Below are 19,681 nucleotides of genomic sequence, written 5' to 3' on the forward strand. Positions count from 1 at the left end.
GTTGGGGAGAGTATTTGCAGCAAGAAAATGGGGCGGGGGGGATTACTCGGCCTGTTTGGCGGCTGTCCAGAGGGCATCCATCTCGTCCAGCGTGGCCTGATGCGGGGTGCTGCCCCGGGCGGCGAGCGCGTCTTCTATCGCGGCGAAGCGGCGGGTGAACTTGGCGTTGGTGCGGCGCAGGGCGGCTTCGGGGTCGATGCCCTTGTGGCGGGCGAGGTTGGTGAGGACGAAGAGCATGTCGCCCATTTCGTCTTCCATCGCATCGGCGTCGCCTTCGGCCTCGGCCAGTTCGGCGGCCTCTTCCTGGAGCTTGGCGAGGACGTCCTTCACATCGGTCCAGTCGAAGCCGACGCGGGCGGCGCGTTTTTGCAGCTTGAGGGCGCGGGTGAGGGCGGGGAGGCCGAGGGCGACGCCGTCCAGCGTACGGGTCTCGCCCTTGGCGGCGCGCTCGGCGGCCTTCTGCCTTTCCCAGTCGGCGGTTTGCTGCTCGGCCGATTTGTCGCGGGATTCGGAGCCGAAGATGTGGGGGTGGCGGGAGACCATCTTGTCGGCGACGTTGCGGGCGATGGAGGCGAAGGTGAAATGCCCGTCTTCGCGGCCCATCTGGGCGAAGTAGACGGCTTGCAGCAGCAGATCGCCCAGCTCGCCTTCCAGCTCGCCCCAGGCCTGGCGCTCGATGGCATCGGCCACCTCATGGGCCTCCTCGATGGTGTAGGGGGCGATGGTGGAATAGGTTTGCTCGATGTCCCAAGGGCAGCCGCGCTGAGGGTCGCGCAGGCAGGCCATGATGGCGAGAAGTCGCTGCATCTGGCGGGCGTCATCTTCCTGCGTGTCGAAAATCAGCGGGTCTGTCGGGTCGGCCATTGCGGGGGGGCTCCGGATGGGATTTGGTGGCAGCGTCTCAGCAGAGAGGAACCCCAGCCCATGCCCATCGTCAACCGGATCGCAGGATATTCCGAAGAGATGACCGCCTGGCGGCGGCATATCCACATGCATCCCGAGCTGGGGTTCGATTGCCATGAGACGGCCGGCTTTGTGGCGGAGAAGCTGCGGGAGTTCGGGGTGGACGAGATCCACGAGGGGATTGCCGAGAGCGGGCTGGTGGCGGTGATCCACGGGCGCGGTGACTCGACGCGGCGGCTGGGGCTGCGGGCGGATATGGATGCGCTGCCGATCGAGGAGGCGACGGGGGCGGAGCACGCCAGCACGGTGGCGGGGAAGATGCATGCCTGCGGCCATGACGGGCACACCACGATGCTGCTGGGCGCGGCGAAATACTTGGCCGAGACGCGTAACTTTGGCGGGTCGGTGGCGCTGATCTTCCAGCCTGCCGAGGAGGGCGGTGCGGGCGGCGAGGCGATGGTGAAGGCCGGGATCATGGACCGGTTCGGGATTACGGAGGTTTACGGCATCCACAATGCGCCGGGGATGGAGGAGGGCGAGTTTCTGACGACGCCGGGCCCGATCCTGGCGGCGGTGGACAGCTGGGAGGTGACGGTGAAGGGCGTGGGCGGGCATGGGGCGATGCCGCATCAGACCCGCGATCCGATCGTGGCGGCGGTGGGCATCGTCAGCGCGGTGAACACCATCGTCAGCCGCAACCACTACGCGATGGAGGAACTGGTGGTGAGCGTGACGCAGATCCATGCGGGCTCTGCGGACAACATCATTCCCGACAGCGCCTGGATCAACGGAACGGTGCGCACGCTGCAGCCCGACGTGCGGGCGATGGTGCGCCGCCGCCTTGCGGAAATCGTCGAGGGGCAGGCGGCGGCTTACGGCGTGGAGGCGGAGCTGGTCTATCACGAGGGCTACCCGGCAACGGTGAACGATGCCGAGAAATCGGGCTTTGCCGCCGATGTGGCCGAGGAGATCAGCGGCGAGGGGCGGGTCGAGCGCGAGGGCACGGCGGAGATGGGGGCGGAGGACTTTTCCTACATGCTGGAGGCGCGGCCCGGGGCCTTCCTGTTTCTGGGGCAGGGCGAGGGGCCCTCGCTCCATCACCCGAAATATGATTTCAACGACAAGGTCGCGCCGGTGGGGGCGAGCTTTTTTGCCCGGCTCGTGGAGCGGGCGCAGCCGGTGGAGGCCTGAGGCATGGCGCTGGAAGACGCAAAGACACAGGTAGATCAGGCGTTTACGCGCAAGGATCGGCGCGGCGCGAGCTTTGAGAACACCTTTGGCGGGGCCACCAGCTTTTTGCGGCGGCGCTACACCAAGGACTTGGCGGGCTATGACCTTGCGATCACCGGCGTGCCCTTCGACCAGTCGGTGACCAACCGCACCGGCACGCGGCTGGGGCCGCGCGCGATCCGCGAGGCGAGCACGCTGCAACCCTATGATCCGCCCTATGGCTGGGACTATGACCCGCTGGAGGAGCTGGCGATTGCGGACTACGGCGACATGGCCTTCGACTATGCCAAGGTCTGGGAGTTTCCGGCGGCGCTGGAGGCCCATGTGGCGGGCATTCTCGAGGCGGGCGCGGGCTGCATCACGCTGGGGGGCGATCACTCGATTACCTTGCCGATCCTGCGGGCCCATGTGAAGAAGCACGGGCCGCTGGCCTATGTGCAGTTCGATGCCCATACCGACACATGGGTGGATGACGACGAAAGCCGGATCGACCATGGCACCTTTGCCTACAAGGCGGTGAAGGAGGGGCTGATCGACGTCGAGAAGGCGGTGCAGGTGGGAATCCGCACGGTGAACCCCGATACCATGGGCATCCAGATCATCGACGCGCCGCAGGTGCATGACCTTGGCCCGCAGGCGGTGGCGCAGATGGTGCGCGAGCGGGTGGGCGATGCGCCCTGCTATGTGAGCTTCGACATCGACGGGCTGGACCCGGCCTTTGCGCCGGGCACGGGCACGCCGGTATGGGGCGGGCTGAGCAGCGCGCAGGCGGCGGCGATCCTGCGGGGCATGGCCGGGGTGAACGTGGTGGGGGGCGACGTGGTTGAAGTGAGCCCGCCCTTCGACCATGCCGGGATCACGGCGGTGGCCGGGGCGCATGTGGCGATGGAACTGATCTGCCTTTGGGGCGCCGGCCGGCGCAAGGGCTGAGGCTATTGAAAAGTCGGGATAAATCCCGACCTACGGAGGATTTCGATGTTCAAGGCAACTGCAACCGCATGGTTGGTGCGGCTGGCGATCACATGGGTCGGGGCCGGGGTGATAGCCTTTCTGGTGGCCGACTACGTGCTGCGCGAAAACGTCGACGCGGTGGGCGCCGCGATGAACGAGGTCGGCCCGGCCGTGACCCGGCTGGAAGAGGCGATTGCGGCGCAGGATGCGCAGATTGCGGCGCTGAAGGCCGCGCTTGAGGCTTCGGCGGCGGCTTCGGCGGCGCAGGCCGGGGCCGAAGAAGCCACGCCCGAGGCGCCTGCCAGCGCGGATGCGCCGGAGGCTGCGCCGGTGGAGGACGCGGCACCGGAGACAGAGGACGCACCTGCGGATGCGCCCGAAAGCGCAGCGCCCTCCGAGTAAGGGGGGCTTGAGAAATCAGGGGTGTGACTGTGATGTTCTGGACGTTGATCGCCTTTGGGGCCGTGTTGATGGTGCTGGGCCTCGCGGTGCGGCTCTGGCCAATCCCGGCCGAGCGGCTCGCGGCGCGGCCCGGGCCGGAGGGGCCGGGGTGGCACGCGATGGAGGGCGGGGTGAAGCTGGTGCTGCCCAACGCGCCCGAAGACGCCGAAGCGCGGCTGAAGAAGGTGGCGCTGGACGATCTGCGCACCGTCTCGCCCGCGCCCGGAACCTATGTGACGCGCTCTGCGATCTGGCAATTTCCGGATGTGACCCGGGTTTGGCGTGACGGTGCGGGCGCGCTGCACATCCATGCCCATCTGGTGATCGGCAAGGGCGATCTTGGCGTCAACCGGAAGAGGCTGGAGCGGTGGATTGCGGAAGCTGGCCTGGACGCAGGGAAGAGCTGAGGCAATTGGGCGAGATCTCGCGCCACATCGGCACGTTCAGCGACATCTGGCACTGCGCGGTAAAGCTGCGCCCGCCGACGGTGAGGCAGATGTTCTGGCCCAGTTCGACGCGGCTTCCGGTGCTGTCGGTGCAATAGCAATCAATCGTCTTTCCGCCCATGGTGCCATCGGCCACGGCGGGGGTGGCCAGCAGCGCGAGCATGGCGAGAAGGCGTTTCATCCCCGCAGGGTAGCACGGGGGCGCTCTTGACCAAAGCGCGTTGATGGGGGAGAGGGTGCCATGGTTTCGGAACAGCGATTGGAAGAGATAACCGCCCGGTTCGAGTTTCTCGAAGCGCGGATGAATGCGGGCGTGAGCGGCGAGGAGATTGCGCAGCTTGGCCGCGAATATGCCGAGCTGAGGCCGGTGGTGGAGCAGATCGGGGCCTGGCGGCAGGTGCGCGGCGATATTGCCGAGGCCGAGGCCATGTTGGACGACCCGGAGATGGCGGAACTGGCGCAGGAGGAGCTTCCGGGCCTGCGCGCGCGGCTCCCCGAGATCGAGGGCGCGTTGCAGCTAGCGCTGCTGCCGAAGGATGCCGCCGATGCGCGCCCTGCAATTCTGGAGATACGGCCCGGGACCGGGGGCGAGGAGGCCTCGCTTTTTGCCGGGGATCTGCTGCGGATGTACCAGCGCTATGCTGAGGCGCAGGGCTGGGGCTTTGAGGTGCTGGAGCTGGCCGAGACCGAGCTGGGCGGGGTGAAGGAAGCCACGGCCCATGTGAAGGGCGAGGGGGTCTTTGCCCGGATGAAGTTCGAGAGCGGGGTGCATCGGGTGCAGCGCGTGCCCGAGACCGAGAGCGGCGGGCGGATTCACACAAGCGCGGCGACGGTGGCGGTGCTGCCGGAGGCGGAGGCGGTGGATATCGACATTCCGGCCGGGGATATCCGGATCGACACGATGCGGGCCAGCGGTGCGGGCGGGCAGCATGTGAACACCACCGATTCGGCGGTGCGGATCACCCATCTGCCGACCGGCGTGGTGGTTGTGAGCAGCGAGAAGAGCCAGCATCGCAACCGCGAGATCGCCATGCAGGTGCTGCGCACGCGGCTCTATGACCTCGAGCGTCAACGGGTGGACAGCGAGCGCAGCGCCGAGCGCAAGAGCCAGGTCGGCTCTGGCGACCGGAGCGAGCGGATCCGAACCTACAATTTTCCGCAGGGGCGGGTGACGGACCATCGGATCAACCTGACGCTCTATGCGATCGACCGGGTGATGCAGGGCGAGCTGGGCGAGATCGTGGAGGCGCTGGTGGCCGACGACCAGGCGCGCAAGCTGGCGGAGCTTGGCGGGTGAGCACGGTGGAGGCGGGGCTGGCCGCCCTGACCGCGGTGCTGGCCGAGGGGGGCGTGGAGGGCGCGGGCCGGGAGGCGGCGATGCTTCTGGCCCATGTGCTCGACCTGCCACGCGACCGGCTGGCGCTGAGCCGCGGCGAGGTGCTGGACGACGGGGCCCTGGCGCAGGCGATGGCGCTGGCGGCGCGGCGGGCGGCGGGGGAGCCGATGAGTCATTTGCGGGGCTGGCGGGAGTTCTGGGGGCGGCGCTTTGCGGTGGATGCGCGGGTGCTCGACCCGCGGCCCGAGACCGAGGTTCTGATTGCCGCGGCGCTGGAGGAGCCCTTTGCCGACGTGCTCGATCTTGGATCAGGGTCGGGCTGTATCCTTCTGACATTGCTGGCAGAGCGCGAGGCGGCGCGGGGCGTGGGCACCGATGTTTCGGGCGCTGCGCTGGAGGTGGCGCGGGCCAATGCCGCGGCGCTGGGGCTGGTCGGGCGGGCCGGGTTCATCGAGACGGACTGGTGGGCCGGGCTGCGCGGGCGGTTCGACCTGATCGTGTCGAACCCGCCCTATATTGCGCTGGCGGAGATGGAGGGGTTGCAGCGCGAGCTGTCTCACGAGCCGCGCATGGCGCTGACCGATGAGGGCGACGGGCTGAGTGCCTATCGCGCCATTGCCGCCGGTCTGGGCGACCGGCTGGCGCCGGGCGGGCGGGTGCTGGTGGAGATCGGCCCGAGCCAGAGCGCGGCGGTCTCGGCCCTCTTCGCGGCGGCCGGGCTGGGCGAGATCCGGGTGCTGCCCGACCTCGACGGGCGCGATCGGGTGGTGGCGGCGCGGGGCTGAGGGGCGCGGGCGAAACCGGCGGGATGGGGCCGAAACCGGCGCTTATGTGCCGCATTCACGCGATTTTTCACTTGTCACGGGCCGAAAGGCACATATAACAAGAGTGCAGAGGCGCGGTGCTTGGGCGCACCGCCTCGCGCTGTCATCCAATCGCCGACCAGAATTTTCAAGACCGCAAGCCGCGGCCGGGTCAGGCAAAAACCGCAACAAGGCGGACCGTTAATACATGAGATCTTCCAAGTCACGTTCGCGTTCCAAGGGGAACCGCTCGCGCTCGATGGGCAATATCGTAAACCGGGTTTTCGACAGCTCGGGGCCCGAGGGCAAGGTGCGCGGCACCCCGCAACAGATCATTGACAAGTACCAGCAGCTGTTTCGCGATGCGCAACTCGGCAATGACCGGGTGGCCGCGGAGAACTTCCAGCAGCACGCCGAGCATTACATCCGTATGCTGGGCGAGGCGATGCGTGAGCAGCAGGAACGCCAGCAGCAGAACAACAACCAGAACAACAACAACGCGCAGCAGGGGGGTGGCAACGGCCAGGACCGCCAGCAGGGCGAAGAGGGTGGCAACGGCCAGGGTGGACACCAGGGCGGTGGCAACCAGGGTGGCGGAAATCAGGGTGGCAACCAGGGTGGTGGACACCAGGGCGGCAACCAGGGTGGCGGCAACCAGGGCGGCGGGGCCGGCTCTGACGTGATGGACGTGATGGAGGCCGAGAGCGGCGACAGCGGGCTGGTGGAGACGCCGGAGAGCAAGCCGCAGAAGCCGCGCCGCAAGCGCACCCGCAAGCCCGCCGATACCGGTGGTGGCGATGCGGGGGGCGAGGGCGCAGGTCCTGCACCGGAGACCAAGGCCGCCGAGTAGGGGCCTGCCTTTTCAGAGTTTGTGAGACGCGTCCCTTTGGGGCGCGTTTTGCGTTTTGGGGGGTGGGTTTTGGGTGGTGGCGCGTGGGGAGGGGCCGGGAGTGGGGGCGCTGCCCCAACGCCCCCGGAGATATTTGCGGCAAGAAAATGAGGTTTGGGGTGGGGGTGCGGCGCGGGCGTTAGGGTTAACGGGGGTTGGGGTTAATGCGGGGGTGGAGGGTTTGCGGGCAGAGTTAGGTTGGTGCGCGGGGGCGTGGTGGGGAGGTCATTGGGCTCTGGGTGTGGTGCTCCCGGTGTTGCTTGGAACATGAGGCGTGGGTGTGGGCGGAAGCGGGAGCATTCGGTGGGATGGGCGAATTGGGTGCTGTGTTGGGTGAAGGTTGTGGGCGCGGGGGGCGGCGGCTTGTTGCTGGTGGTGGCGCGTGGGGAGGGGGGTGGAGTGGGGCGCTGCCCCCACGCCCCCGGAGATATTCGCAGCAAGAGAATGGGGTTTTGGGTTGGGGTTGGGGCGCGGGCGTTAGGGTTAAGGGGGGTTAGGGTTAATGCGTTTGGGGGGAGGGCTTTGGGGCCGTGGGAGGCAGCTGGTGGTGGTTTTGAGGGGAGGCGCCTAGGGCGGGGGTTGGAGTGGGGCGCTGCCCCCACGCCCCCGGAGATATTTGCAGCAAGAAAATGGGGTTTGGGGTTGGGGGTGCGGCGCGGGCGTTAAGGTTAATGGGGGTTAGGGTTAATGCGCGGGAGGAGGGCTTCGGGGAGGGGGGAGGCTGCTGGTGGTGGTTTTGGGGGGAGGCGCGGGGGATCTGATTTTGTGCCTGTGGCGATGCTCGGAACAAGGATGCAGGGATGGACGGGGTTGGGGAGTGGGGGCGTTCGGGGGCCGGGCGGTTCTGGTGCCGCGTCGGTTGGGGGGGCGAGGGCGGCTTTTCAGGGCGGCTCGTGGGTGGTGGGGAGTGTTTGTGTGGGGGTGTTTTCGCCGTGGCCCCGAGAGAGATTGCTGCGGGAGAATGGGCTTGGGGTCGGGGCTGGTGAGGGCGTTGAGGGGGAGGCCGGCGGAGGGGCTTGGAGGTTCGCCTGGGCTGGCGCGTGGCGCGGGCCAGTGGGCAGGTTTGCGGAGGCGTGGGGCGGGGTCAGCTCAGGGCGCGGGCGAGGGCGGCGAAGCCTTTTATGGGGACGGTTTCGGCGCGGTCGGTGGGCTTGATGCCGGCCTCTTCGAGCTTGGCCTCGATCTCGGGGTGCATGCCTTTCAGCGCGGCGCGGAGCATCTTGCGGCGCTGGTTGAAGGCCTTGGCCACGACCCGCTCCATCATCACCGGATCGGCGGGGAAGGCGGGCTCGGGGCGGGGGCGCAGGTGGACCACGGCGGAGGAGACCTTGGGGGGCGGGGTGAAGGCCTCGGGCGGGAGCGTCAGGGCGATGCGGGCCTCGGCCTTCCATTGCGCCAGCACGGCGAGGCGGCCGTAGGCCTTGCCGCCGGGCTGGGCCACGATGCGCTCGGCCACCTCGCGCTGGAACATCAGGGTGAGGCTCTGCCAGTAGGGCGGCCACGCCGCGGGAGTGAGCCAGCGGATCAGCAGCTCGGTGCCGACGTTGTAGGGCAGGTTGGCCACGACATGGATGGGGGTGGAGAGGTGGGCGCGGGCGTCGATCTCGAGCGCGTCGCCTTCGATCACCTCGAGCCGACCGGGGTAGGCGGCGGAGATCTCGGCGAGGGCAGGCAGGCAGCGGCTGTCTTTCTCGATCGCCAGCACGCGGCGGGCGCCGGAGGCCAGCAGCCCGCGGGTGAGGCCGCCGGGGCCGGGGCCGACCTCGAGCACATCGGCGCCGGTGAGGTCGCCGGGCACGCGGGCGATGCGGGCGGTGAGGTTGAGATCGAGCAGGAAGTTCTGGCCGAGCGACTTCTTGGCCGCCAGCCCGTGGGTGGCGATCACCTCGCGCAGCGGGGGGAGGCTGTCAATCGGGGGCATGGAGACCTCTGGCGCGGGCCATGGAGGCGGCCATTTCGAGCGCCGCGCAGAGCGAGGCGGGGGTGGCGATGCCCTTGCCCGCGATGTCGTAGGCGGTGCCGTGGTCGGGCGAGGTGCGGATGAAGGGCAGGCCAAGGGTGACGTTGACGGCGCTGTCGAAGGCGAGCGTCTTGGCCGGTATCAGGGCCTGGTCGTGATACATGCAGAGCGCCACGTCGTAGCGGGCGCGGGCGGCGGGGTGGAACATGGTGTCGGCGGGGAGCGGGCCGGCGAGGGCGAGGCCTTCGGCGCGCAGGTCGTCGAGGGTGTGCTCGATCCAGTCGAGCTCTTCGGTGCCGATCTTGCCGCCTTCGCCCGCGTGGGGGTTGAGCCCGGCGATGGCGAGGCGCGGGGCGGGCAGGCCGAAGTCGCTGCGCAGGGCAGCGGCGGTGATGCGGATGGTGTCGGTGAGCAGGCCGGGGGAGAGGGCCTCGGGCACCTCGGAGAGCGGGATGTGGATGGTGACGGGCACGCAGCGCAGCTTGTCGGAGGCCAGCATCATCACCGCGCGGTGGGTGCCGCCTGCGAGGTGGGCCAGAAACTCGGTATGGCCGGGGAAGGCGAAGCCCGCGCCCTCGATCAGCGCCAGCTTGGAGATCGGGCAGGTGGTGAGGGCGGCGGCGTGGCCCTGCTGCACCTCCTGCACGGCGCGCTCGATGGCGGCGATGACGGCGGGGGCATCGGCGGGGTCGGGGGCGCCGGGGCGGCTGGCGCCGGGGAAGTCGATTTCGATCAGGGGCAGGGCCTCGGCGGCCACCTCGGCGGCTTCGGCGGTGTTGGCGACGGGCTGCACCGGCAGGCCGGGGGGCAGCTGGTGGCGGGCGCCGATATAGGCGAAGGGCCGCGCCCCGCGCAGGCGCCGCCAGGCCTTAGCCGCGATTTCGGGGCCGATGCCGGCCGGGTCGCCGCAGGAGAGGGCTATGGGGCGCGGTGTGCCCCGGTCCGAGGCGGGATCTGCGCCCACCTCAGGGGTAGAGGATGATGGCATTGGCCTTCAGCTCCGCGAGGTAGCCCTCGGCGTAGCCTGCGATGATCTGGTTCACGAGGCGTTCGCGCACCGCGGCGCGGCGCACTTCGGGCACCCCTTCGACGGCGGTTTCGGAGGCCTCGGGGGCCTCTGCGCCGGCGCGGGCTTCTGCGGCCTCCTGCGCGTTGGCGGTGGCGGCAGGGGCGGAACTGTCGTTGGAGTTGGGATCTGCGAGGGTGGCGGTGGTTCGGCCGCAGAGCATGAGGAAGACCAGCGCGTTGCCGGAGGTCAGGGCGGTGGAGCTTTCGCCGGCGTCGAGCTTGGCCAGCTCGAGTGCAATGTCGCCGGGCACATCGGCGGGGGCCTTGGTTTCACGTGTCAGGCGCTCGGGCGGGAGGCCCTTGGCGACGCCGTAGAGGTCGTTGCAGCTGTCGACGCGGGCGCGAATCTTGGCGGCCTGGGCCAGCGTGTCCTCGGTGCGGCCGCCGGGGATGAGGAAGCGGGCGTATTCCAGCGCGATCGGCTCTTCGCCGGGATCGTCGGTGTCGATCAGGCGGCGGAGCTGGAAGATGGCGATGGCATTGGGGATCGGGAAGGCCTCGGTCACGCCGCCGGGGGGCAGGGTGAGGAAGGATTGCGCGATCGGTGCGGGCAAGTTGCCGAGCGGCACCGGCTCGGGCACGCGCCCGCCGCGGCCCCGCGAGGGCGAGGCGGAGTAGCGCCGGGCGGCGGAGGAGAACGCGGCTTCGGACATGGTGGTGCCGCCGAGTTCGGCGGCGATGCGCTGGGCCTGCGCGGCGGCGGCCGGGGTGTTGGCGGGCAGGATGATCTCGGCGAAGTCCACCTTCACGCCGCCGCCGCGGCGGGAGGTGGCGGAGATGGCGTGCTGGATGTCGTTCTCGTTGACCTGGGCCTGGGCCTGCGCGGAGAAGCGCTGGCCGACCACTTCGCGCCAGAGCAGGCCGGCGGCGACGAAATCGCGGAAGCTCTCGCGCGCGACACCGGCCCCGGCGAGGGCCTGGAGGAACTCGTCACGGGTGAGCTCGGCGCGGCCTGCAAACTCGGTTTCGCCGGCTTGGATCTGCTCTTCGGTCAGCGACAGCCCGAGGTCTTCGGCGGCAAGGAAGCGCAGGCGGTCGTCGATCAGGGCGTCGAGGGCCTGGCTTTCGACATCGCCGGGGGTGCGAAACAGCTTCATCATCACGATCCGCTGCTGCACCTCGAAGTTGGTGACGGCCTTGCCGTTGATCGTGACCACCGGCTTGAACAGGTCGGCGGAGGAGACCTGGGCGCTGGCGGGCAGGCAGAGCAGCAGAAGGAGGGCCAACGCCGACCGCAGCAAATGGGGGAAACGCGATGTCATCATGGGTGCCTGCAAGCTGTTCTCGTCATTGTTGGTGACTTATCGCAAAGGTGCGGAGGTTTGTCATCCCTAGAAGGCTCTGGATAACGAGTCCGGGGGTGGCCGTGAAGGGCGGGTCAGCCCCGGCAGCCCCGGGCGAGATGGCGCTGGGAGGCGCGGCCCGCGCCGAAGCCGGAGAGCGAGACCTGAAGCGCGATATCGGTTGTGGGGTCGACGGCGGCGGAGGAGGTGAAGCGGCGGGACACGGCGAGATCGACCTCGACGCATTCGTTGCGCCACTCGATGCCGAAGGTGGCCTCGGCGGCGCGGTCCTGCTCGACGTCGTAGCGCCAGTCGAGCGAGAGCAGCCAGTTGTCATCGACCTGCCAGGCGGTGTCGAGGGTGAGTTCGTTCACGTCGAGGGGGCGGTCTTCGAGGGGGTTGGATTCCATCCAGATGTAGGAGCCCGCAAGCGAGAGCCGGTCGGTGGACCAGGAGGCGCGCAGCTCGTTCTTGGCGAAGGAGAAGTTGTCATCGAAGAGCGCCCGATTGGTCAGCGTCAGCCGGTTGGGAAGCTGGAGCTGCACGGCGGCGAGCCAGTCGGACTTGGTGCCCTCCAGCCCCGGGTAGCCGGTGAACTGGCCGAGATCGTCGGCGCGGATGATCCGGCCGAGGGTGACGCCGAGGGTCCAGCCGTCGGCGTCAAACCGGGTCCAGCGCAGGCCGAGGTTGGCGCGCAGCCCGCGCTCGTAGACGTCGCCGCCGGGGAAGCGGTCGAGCGAGAAGAGGTTGCCCTCGTCGAGTTCGAGCAGGGTGCTTTCGTCGTTGGGGAGGGCCACGTCGCTCTCGGGGGTCCAGGCGAGTTGCACGATGGGTTCGAGGATGTGGGTGGCGAAGGCGGAGCGGCGGATGAAGGGCCAGCGCAGCTCGACGGCGGCCTGCGGTGTGACGACAAACTCGCTTTCGGAGTAGGCGGCATCGTCGCTGATGCTGGTGTGGTCGAAGTTCAGCGCCCCGAGCGCCCCGATCATCATGCCGTTGCCCAGCAGCCAGTCGCGCCGCCAGTCGAGCCGGGCCGAGGCGCGGGTGACATCGCGTCCATCGACGATGAGGTCCGCATCGGCGCTGTCGAAGGCGAGGTCGGAGCGGCGGTAGTGGTGGTGCAGGTCGAAGGTGAAGCCCGCCGAGCCGCCGATGAGCGCAGGGGTGAAGCGCTTTTCCCAGTGCAGGTCGGCGGTGATGGTGGGCTGGGTCTCGTTGCTTTCGCCGTCGCGCAGCGAGCGGTAGGCGGTGATGTTGGCGCGGAAGTTCTCGTCGCGCCGGGTGCGGGCAATCTCGACGGCGCTGTCGAGCCGGTCCTTGTCGGAATAGCCGTAGTCGAGCAGGTAGCCGGTGTCGGAGACGGTCTCGATATCAAAGTTCAGCGCGTAGCCGCGGCCGACGTCGAACTGGCCCGCGACGAAGGCGTAGGAGCGCAGCTCGCCCTCGCGGATATCGTCTTCCGACACCGCCCCTTCGAAGCTCAGAGTGCCGGCGCGGAAGGCGCGGCGGGCCCGAAACTCGAGCGTGCGGGTGGAATTGGTGGAGAGATAGGGCGTGAGGGTGAGGTCGGCGTGATCGCCGAGCGTGATGAAATAGGGGATCTTGACCCCGAAGCCGAGCTTGTCGGTGGAGCGGAAGGTGGGCGACAGGAAGCCGGTGGCGCGCTTGAGCGTGGGGTCGGGCAGGCGGAGGCGGGGCAGATACATGACCGGCACGCCGGCGACCTCGAAGCGGGCACCGTCGAAGTAGAGCTGGCGTTCCTGCTCGTCGTGGATGATCCGCTTGGCGCGGATCTGCCAGAGCGGCACCGGGCGCTTGCCGCAGACCTGGCAGGTGGAGGCGACGGTTTTGTAGAGCTGGGTGTAGCGCCCGTTCACCCGGTTGATTTCGGCTGCCGCGAGCTGGAGCTGCTGGTTCAGCACCATGCGGGCGGAGCGCAGGAGGCCGTTCCTCAGGTCGGTCGAGAGGGCGGCGTCGGAGGCGAGGATCACCGTGTCGGGGCCATCGGTCAGGGCGATCGGGCCGTCGATCACCAGCATGTTGGTGCTCTGGTCGTAGATGATCTGGCGCGCGGTGAGGCGGGTGGTGCCTTGCAGCACCTCGACGTTGCCGGTGGCGATCAGCCTGTCGGTGCCGGCGATCTCGACCCGGTCGGCCAGCAGCACGGCATCATCGGCCTGTTGCGCACGGGCCGGGCCGAGGAGCAGGGCACAGAGGCCCGCTGCCGCTATGAGAGAGGCGAAAAGGGGCCGCCGCATCAGCCGTCCTCCAGGTGCAAGAGCAGGGCGAGGGAGGCGAGGATGCCGGCGATCGGCGGGGTCCATGCGGCCATGGGCACCGGGATCTGGCCGTTCTCGCCGAGGATCTGCGCAAAGTTTCGGATGAAGTAGAGGGCAAGGCCCAGCATCAGCGCCAGCAGCACCATCAGCCCGGTCTTGCCGAAGCGGGTGTGGCGCATGGTGAAGCCGGCTCCCACCAGCACCATGGCCATGAGAAAGAGCGGCAGGGCGAGTTCCATCTGCATCCAGACCCGGTGCAGCCGGGCCGAGAAGCCCGCGCCCTCGAGGTTGGCGATGAAGCCCGGAAGCTCCCAGATCGGGATGGCGGAGGGGGTGCCGAAGCTGTCGCGGATCTGGTCGAGGGTGAGGGCGGAGGCCAGCTCCATTTCGCTGGCGCGGGTGGAGGCGGCCTCGGGGTTGGCCACGCCGACGAGGGGCCAGACCTTTGCGTCTTCCAGCACCCAGCGTCCGGGTTCGAGCCGGGCCGCCGCCGCCTCGATGCGCTGCACCGGCCCCTGCACCGCGCCGCCTTCGGGGGCGAAGCTCAGGAAGGTGACGCCTTCGAAGGAGGTGCCGTCGAGGCTGGCGCGGGCGGCGCGGATGACGGTTTGCCCCTCGGGGCCGCCCTGGCGCATCCAGAGGCCTTCGCCGGAGATCGAGAGCACTGAGCCGCCGCCCGAAGAGAGATCGGCGGCCTTCTGCTCGTAGCGCACCTGGGTGGCGGCGACGATCGGGTTCATCACCGCGATCCCCAGCGCGCCGAGGAGCAGCGCCACCATGACCGGTGCCACCAGCGCCCGGAGCGCTGAGCGCCCGGCGGCCCGTGTCACCACCAGCTCGGAGCTGCGGGCGAGGCCGAGAAACAGCACCAGCGTGGCCAGCAGCACGATGAGCGGCAGGATGCGGTAGAGCGTTTGGGGCACCGAGAGCAGCGAGAGCGCGAAGGCGCCGCCGAAGGTGATATCGGCATCGGAAAATCGGCGGAGCTGTTCGACGATGTCGAGCAGGGTCAGCAGGATGGCGAACACCGCGAAGACCCCGGCGAGGGCGAGGGCGAACTTGCGGGCGAAGTAGAAATGCAGCTTCATGTCGCCGCCTCCGGCCGGGGTTTGCGCCGCCGGGTGAAGATGAAGGGGCGGTCGGCATACCACAGCAGCCCCGCCGATATGACCAGCCCCACCAACAGCGGCAGGTAGACCAGCGGCCAGAGCGCGGCATCCTTGCGCGCGGCCCCTGCGGCCATGGTTTCGAGCACCTGCACGAAGATCAGCAGCCCGACCGCCACGAGGATCTGCCGCCAGACCCCGAAGCGCGAGAAGCCGCCGGTGATCAGCGTGGCGAAGCCGATCAGCGCCGCGATCAGCGCGGTGAAGGGCTGGGCGATGCGCAGGTTGGCCTCGTAGGTGAACTCGGCCTTGCTGCGCCCGGTAATCTCGAGCAGCTCGGGGGAGGGGGCAAAGAGCGCGGGCGTCGGGTAGTGGCGAATGTCGGTGCGGGCGTAGGCGGTGGAGGTGATGAGCGAGCCGATGTCGTAGGAGAAGTCGGAGAAGGAGGTGGTGAAGAGGCGTTCGGTTTCGGCCGAGAGGGTCTGGGCCGCGCCGTCGAACATCACCAGCTTGGGCCCGGTCTCCTGGCGCACGAGGAAGGCGCGGGCGGCGGTGTAGGTGGTGCGTTCTTCGGGGTTGCGGGCGTCGGAGAGGAACACGTCGCGCAGCTCGCCCTCGGGGGAAATCTCGCGGATGTAGAAGGTGATGCCGGAGGCGGGGTGCAGGAACTGGCCCTCGGTGAGGAAGCGGGCGGTGATGTTGTTGGCGATCTCGGCCTGCCGCTCGGCGAGCTGTCCGCGTGAGGCGGGCACCAGCACATGCACCAGCGCCGCCATCAGCACCACCACGAAGATGCCGAACAGCAGCACCGGGCGCGCCATGCGCCAGGCCGAGAAGCCGGTGGCCTGCACCACCACCAGCTCGCTCTCCGAGGCGAGCCGGTTGGTGGCATAGACCGTGGCCACGAAGGCCGCCATCGGCAGCACGAGTCGGATGACGTTGGGCAGCGAGAGTGCGGTGAATTCGACGAAGACCCCGGCGGACTGGCCATCGGCAATGAGCTGGTCGAACAGGATCACGGCCCGGTTGACCCAGTAGACCGAGACCAGCACCAGCGAGAAAAAGCCAAAGAGCACCAGCAGTTGCGCAAGGATGTAACGGTCGTATCGCGGCACCGGCTGCCCCAGGGGTGGTGTTCTGATTGGCGGCAAAGCTATCTGATCGGAGGCGGCGGGGAAACCGTTAATGGCGGGGCAGGCGGATGGCCCCCCTTTTCCTTTTGCCGCTTTCTGCCCTAGCTATTGCAGCCAGAACCCAAAGGAGTCGCCCCAATGACCGAACTGCCCCGTTTTACCCTCAAGGAAACCGAGATCGACGCCATTGCCGGTGCAGGGGGGCGGATTGCGGTGCTTGTGCCGGAGAGCGGCCAGCTCGACGTGGCGGCGCGGCGGGTGAATCGGCTCGCCAAGGGGGCGTTGAAGCGCTTCGTGGAGAGCGAGGCCTTTGCCAAGCTGGAAGAGGGCGAGGCAAAGGATCTGGCCTGGCCTGCGGGCCTCGAGGCCGAGGCGGTGCAGGTGGTGCGGCTGTCGCGCCGCCCCTCGCTGGAAGACGCCCGGCGCGCCGGTGCCGCGATCGGCAAGGCGGCGGGCGAGGGCCCGGTGCTGGTGCTGGCGGGGGGCGCAAAGCGGGTGGACGCGGTGCTGCTCGGCGCGATGCTGGGGGCCTATGACTACGTGGAGATGACCTCGAAGGCGCCCAAGCCGCAGCCCGAAATCACGGTGATGGTGAACAAGCCCGACGAGATCGACGGGGCCGTGGTGCAGGCCATGGCCGAGGGCGTGGCCTTTACCCGTGACCTCGTGAACGCCCCCGCCAACGTGCTGACCACCACCAGCTTCGCCGACCGGCTGAAGGCGCTGGAGGGCGATGGCCTTACGGTGGAGGTGCTGGAGGAGGACGAGCTGGAGAAGCTCGGCATGGGCTGCCTGCTGGGTGTGGGCATCGGCTCGGAGAGCCCGAGCAAGGTGGTGGTGATGCAGTGGAACGGCGGTGGCGACGAGCCGCCGCTGGCGCTGGTGGGCAAGGGCGTGGTCTTCGACACCGGCGGCATCTCCCTCAAGCCTGCGGGCGGCATGGAAGACATGACGATGGACATGGGCGGCGCGGGCGTGGTCAGCGGCGTGATGCAGCTGATGAAGGCGCGCAAGGCCAAGGCCAACGTGGTGGGCCTTGTCGGCCTCGTCGAGAACATGCCGGATGGCCGCGCCCAACGGCCCGGCGACATCGTGAAGAGCATGAAGGGGGACACGGTGGAGGTGATCAACACCGACGCCGAGGGCCGCCTCGTTCTGGCCGACGTAATGTGGTACGCGCAGGAGCGGTTCAAGCCTGCCGCGATGGTGGACCTTGCCACGCTGACGGGCGCGATCATCGTGGCGCTGGGCCATGACAACGCGGGCGTCTTCTCCAACGATGACAGCTTTGCCGGGGCCTTCCTGAAGGCCGCCGCCGCCGAGGGCGAGGGTGCGTGGCGGATGCCGCTGGGCAAGAGCTACGCCAAGCTGCTGAAGAGCCGGAAGGCGGATGTGAAGAACGTGGGCACCCGCTGGGGCGGGTCGATCACGGCGGCGGAGTTCCTGCGCCGGTTCGTGAAGGACGAGACGCCGTGGATCCACCTCGACATTGCCGGTGTGGCCCAGCCCGCCGAGGCCCCCGCGCTGGGGCCGAAGGGGGCCTCGGGCTGGGGCGTTCTGGCGCTGAACCGGCTGATCGCGGATGGCTACGAGGGCTGACCGGCGTGGGCAAGGCCATGTTCTACCACCTGACCCAGCGCCCGCTGGAAGCCACCCTGCCGGTGCTGCTGGAGCGCAGCCTCGCGGCAGGCTGGCGGGTGGCGGTGCGGGGCCGGGACGAGGGGCGGATGGGCTGGCTGGACGAGAAGCTCTGGGCCGGCCCGGATGAGACCTTTCTGGCCCATGGCCGGGCCGGTGGGCCGCATGATGCCTTGCAGCCGGTGCTGTTGACTACCAGCGCGGAAATGCCGAACGGGGCCACCTGCCTGATGGCGGTGGATGGGGCCGGGGTGCAGCCGGAGGAGGTTGCGGCGCTGGAGCGGGTCTGCGTGCTGTTTGACGGCCATGACCCCGACGCTGTGCAGCACGCGCGGGGCCAGTGGAAGGCGCTGACCGGGGCGGGGGCCGTGGCCGAATACTGGTCGGAAGAGAGCGGGCGCTGGGAGAAGAAGGCCGAGAGCGGCGGGTAGCGGCTGTTCGGAGTGGCGGGACAAGTCCCGCCCTACGCCTGAGGCGCGGGCGGGCAGTTTCGGCCATGTCGGTGGCCGGGGTTGCCGGAGGTCCGGAAGAGATTTGGGCCTCCGGCGGGAGATATTTACAGCAAGAAAATGGACACGGGCTACTCGGTGACGCAGCTGTAGCTGGTGGCGGCATCGAGGTCGTTGGCACCGTCGTTCAGCCGGGCGAATCCGGGGTATTCGCACATCGGGCGGCTGCGGCCTGCGGTGGCTTGCGCCGCGTCGGTCATGGTGAGGCTTTCGGGAGCGGTGCCCTCTTCGACCCAGGCGTCGAGCGCATCGAGGCTGGACCAGCGCATCTGGAACTCGCCGGAGCCGTGGCCGAAGCCGGGCACCAACCAGAAGCGCAGGAAGTCGCGGGTGGCGTCTTCGCCCATTTCCGCCACCACGCGGTCATACCAGTCGACGGTGTTGCCGAAGGGGATGGCGAAATCGGTGGTGCCGTGCATCAGCAGGATCTTGGCGCCCTTGGCGGCGAAGGCGGACATGTCGGCCTCGACCGCATCGGTGATTTCCGACAGCTCGGTGAGGCGGGCGGCGTGGGCCTGTGGGTCGAACTCGATCGTGTTGGCGTTCGGGTCGGCCAGCACGCCGTAGCGGATCATCGGGTCGGCCAGCACGGCAAGGCCGAAATTGGCGACCGGGGTGGGCGGGTTGGTGAGCTCGGGCGATTTGCCCATGCCCCAGAGGCCGTAGAGGTCGCCCGCGAGGTAGATGGGCCAGCCGGAGAAGCCTGTTGCGCCGCCTTGCAGGGGCGGGGTTTCGGTGCGGGTGGCGATCACGTCGAGCGCGGTGATCTGGGCTTGGGTGAGGCATTGGCCTTCTTGCGCGGTGTCGCCTTCGCAGGCGAGGCTTTGCACGTCGAAGGCGGCTTCGCAGGCGGCGATGTTGCCGATCAGCCGGTCTTCTGCGCCGTCGAGGCTATCGCAGGCGGCGAAAACTGCGCCGTTCAGCAGTTCGACATCGGCGGGGGACATGTAGGCGCCCTCGGCGTAGAAGGCCTGGCCCGCGCGGATGCCTGAAAGCTGGAGACCGACGAAGGGGTTGGCGGGGTGGGTGACGAGGGCGCCGTCGTAGTCATCGGGCCAGCGCTGGATGGCGATCATCGCCTCGTGGCCGCCCTGGGAGCTGCCCTGGAAGTAGGTGCGGGAAGGTTCCTCGCCGTAGAAGGCGGTGAGGGCGGCCATGGCGGCGTCGCGGGTTTTCTTCAGTTGTTCGCCGCCGAAGTTGCGCAGGGCCTCCTCGTTCAGCATGAACTCGCCGGAGAGCGAGGAGCCGGACTGATGGCCGCTGTCGCTGCCCCATGTGGCGTAGCCCTTTTCGAGCGGGGTGGGCTCGCTCTCGGGGTTGAACTTGGCCTGGTCAAGGCCGGTGACGAGCGATCCGTTGTAGCCACCGCCGCCGTAGTGGAGGGCCTTGCCGTTCCAGTCGGCGGGCAGGTTGACCTGGAAGTTGATGTCGGGGGCCGCCGGGTCGACCGGGTCGATGGCGCCGTTCAGCTGGCAGTAGGGCGTGGGCGTTTCCACGAAGGTCGCGGTGTGGATGTCGGCGCCGCCGCTGGGCAGGCCGATGGCCTCGGGCGGCACGGCGAGGCCGCGCAGGGCGGTGCAGCCCTTGGCATCGGGGGCGGCGGTGGCGAGGCCGGGGCTGGTGGCGAGCAGCAGCGCGGCCGCGGTAAAGCGGGTGCGTGTCATGAAGGTTCCTCCCTTGGCGCGCCCTCCCGGCGCGTTGCCTCA

The 19,681-nt window shown here is 68.8% G+C and carries 18 protein-coding genes; 9 read left to right on the forward strand and 9 right to left on the reverse strand.

The genetic code is table 11. The features are described from left to right. Positions 1 to 42: 42 nt before the first annotated feature. Complete coding sequence (mazG, locus tag GTH22_RS02940; RefSeq protein ID WP_252943074.1) at positions 43 to 864, reverse strand: nucleoside triphosphate pyrophosphohydrolase; 822 nt, start codon at positions 862 to 864, stop codon at positions 43 to 45. A 60-nt stretch (positions 865 to 924) separates the two neighbouring features. Between mazG and GTH22_RS02945 the strand changes: the two genes are divergently transcribed. From GTH22_RS02945 to GTH22_RS02960, 4 genes are read left to right on the forward strand one after another with little or no spacing between them, the layout of a single operon-like run. After that, positions 925 to 2,094: a M20 aminoacylase family protein gene (locus GTH22_RS02945; protein WP_252943075.1), complete on the forward strand. Its 1,170-nt coding sequence runs from the start codon at positions 925 to 927 to the stop codon at positions 2,092 to 2,094. 3 nt (positions 2,095 to 2,097) lie between these two features. Next, complete coding sequence (speB, locus tag GTH22_RS02950) at positions 2,098 to 3,063, forward strand: agmatinase (RefSeq protein ID WP_252943076.1); 966 nt, start codon at positions 2,098 to 2,100, stop codon at positions 3,061 to 3,063. Between the two features lie 45 nt (positions 3,064 to 3,108). Then, a complete protein-coding gene (locus GTH22_RS02955; protein WP_252943077.1) occupies positions 3,109 to 3,486 on the forward strand; it encodes a hypothetical protein in 378 nt (125 codons plus the stop codon). 32 nt (positions 3,487 to 3,518) lie between these two features. After that, positions 3,519 to 3,932 (forward strand): DUF1499 domain-containing protein, encoded by a 414-nt coding sequence (locus GTH22_RS02960; protein WP_252943078.1) that lies wholly within the window; start codon positions 3,519 to 3,521, stop codon positions 3,930 to 3,932. Here the strand turns inward: GTH22_RS02960 and GTH22_RS02965 are convergent. After that, positions 3,871 to 4,152, reverse strand: a complete 282-nt coding sequence (locus tag GTH22_RS02965; RefSeq protein WP_252943079.1) for a hypothetical protein — start codon at positions 4,150 to 4,152, stop codon at positions 3,871 to 3,873. The two genes, GTH22_RS02960 and GTH22_RS02965, sit on opposite strands and share 62 nt — an antisense overlap. Positions 4,153 to 4,212: 60 nt before the next feature. Between GTH22_RS02965 and prfA the strand changes: the two genes are divergently transcribed. The 3 genes from prfA (at position 4,213) to GTH22_RS02980 (ending at position 6,960) form a co-directional block, all read left to right on the forward strand. Continuing rightward, positions 4,213 to 5,268 carry a peptide chain release factor 1 gene (prfA, locus tag GTH22_RS02970; protein WP_252943080.1) on the forward strand — a complete coding sequence of 352 codons (1,056 nt, stop codon included), beginning with the start codon at positions 4,213 to 4,215 and terminating at the stop codon, positions 5,266 to 5,268. Next, the gene (gene prmC, locus GTH22_RS02975) at positions 5,265 to 6,092 is read left to right on the forward strand and encodes a peptide chain release factor N(5)-glutamine methyltransferase (protein ID WP_252943081.1); all 828 of its coding nucleotides are present in this window, start codon (positions 5,265 to 5,267) and stop codon (positions 6,090 to 6,092) included. The genes prfA and prmC overlap by 4 nt, the downstream gene beginning before the upstream one ends. 226 nt (positions 6,093 to 6,318) lie before the next feature. Continuing rightward, on the forward strand, positions 6,319 to 6,960 hold the full coding sequence (locus GTH22_RS02980) for a DUF4167 domain-containing protein (protein ID WP_252943082.1): 642 nt from the start codon (positions 6,319 to 6,321) through the stop codon (positions 6,958 to 6,960). A gap of 1,123 nt (positions 6,961 to 8,083) precedes the next feature. Here GTH22_RS02980 and rsmA read toward each other — a convergent pair. The 6 genes from rsmA to lptF all read right to left on the reverse strand — a co-directional run bounded on the left by rsmA (position 8,084) and on the right by lptF (position 15,810). After that, on the reverse strand, positions 8,084 to 8,920 hold the full coding sequence (gene rsmA, locus GTH22_RS02985) for a 16S rRNA (adenine(1518)-N(6)/adenine(1519)-N(6))-dimethyltransferase RsmA (RefSeq protein ID WP_252943083.1): 837 nt from the start codon (positions 8,918 to 8,920) through the stop codon (positions 8,084 to 8,086). Beyond that, positions 8,907 to 9,947 carry a 4-hydroxythreonine-4-phosphate dehydrogenase PdxA gene (gene pdxA, locus GTH22_RS02990; protein WP_252943084.1) on the reverse strand — a complete coding sequence of 347 codons (1,041 nt, stop codon included), beginning with the start codon at positions 9,945 to 9,947 and terminating at the stop codon, positions 8,907 to 8,909. The genes rsmA and pdxA overlap by 14 nt, the downstream gene beginning before the upstream one ends. After that, positions 9,925 to 11,253 carry a peptidylprolyl isomerase gene (locus tag GTH22_RS22025; protein ID WP_256471547.1) on the reverse strand — a complete coding sequence of 443 codons (1,329 nt, stop codon included), beginning with the start codon at positions 11,251 to 11,253 and terminating at the stop codon, positions 9,925 to 9,927. The genes pdxA and GTH22_RS22025 overlap by 23 nt, the downstream gene beginning before the upstream one ends. Positions 11,254 to 11,405: 152 nt before the next feature. After that, on the reverse strand, positions 11,406 to 13,568 hold the full coding sequence (locus GTH22_RS03005; protein ID WP_252943087.1) for an LPS-assembly protein LptD: 2,163 nt from the start codon (positions 13,566 to 13,568) through the stop codon (positions 11,406 to 11,408). Continuing rightward, positions 13,568 to 14,677 carry an LPS export ABC transporter permease LptG gene (gene lptG, locus GTH22_RS03010; RefSeq protein ID WP_252943089.1) on the reverse strand — a complete coding sequence of 370 codons (1,110 nt, stop codon included), beginning with the start codon at positions 14,675 to 14,677 and terminating at the stop codon, positions 13,568 to 13,570. Before lptG ends, GTH22_RS03005 begins: the two co-directional genes overlap by 1 nt. Further along, positions 14,674 to 15,810, reverse strand: a complete 1,137-nt coding sequence (gene lptF, locus GTH22_RS03015) for an LPS export ABC transporter permease LptF (RefSeq protein ID WP_252943090.1) — start codon at positions 15,808 to 15,810, stop codon at positions 14,674 to 14,676. Before lptF ends, lptG begins: the two co-directional genes overlap by 4 nt. 156 nt (positions 15,811 to 15,966) lie before the next feature. Between lptF and GTH22_RS03020 the strand changes: the two genes are divergently transcribed. Both GTH22_RS03020 and GTH22_RS03025 read left to right on the forward strand, forming a co-directional pair. Continuing rightward, positions 15,967 to 17,427: a leucyl aminopeptidase gene (locus GTH22_RS03020; RefSeq protein ID WP_252943091.1), complete on the forward strand. Its 1,461-nt coding sequence runs from the start codon at positions 15,967 to 15,969 to the stop codon at positions 17,425 to 17,427. Between the two features lie 5 nt (positions 17,428 to 17,432). After that, complete coding sequence (locus GTH22_RS03025) at positions 17,433 to 17,897, forward strand: DNA polymerase III subunit chi (protein WP_252943092.1); 465 nt, start codon at positions 17,433 to 17,435, stop codon at positions 17,895 to 17,897. Positions 17,898 to 18,046: 149 nt separating this feature from the next. On the opposite strand, the gene GTH22_RS03030 is transcribed toward GTH22_RS03025, so the two are convergent. Next, positions 18,047 to 19,639 carry a tannase/feruloyl esterase family alpha/beta hydrolase gene (locus GTH22_RS03030; RefSeq protein ID WP_252943093.1) on the reverse strand — a complete coding sequence of 531 codons (1,593 nt, stop codon included), beginning with the start codon at positions 19,637 to 19,639 and terminating at the stop codon, positions 18,047 to 18,049. Between the last annotated feature and the right edge of the window lie 42 nt (positions 19,640 to 19,681).

The organism is Oceanicola sp. 502str15 (assembly GCF_024105635.1).
Classification (GTDB): Bacteria; Pseudomonadota; Alphaproteobacteria; order Rhodobacterales; family Rhodobacteraceae; genus Vannielia.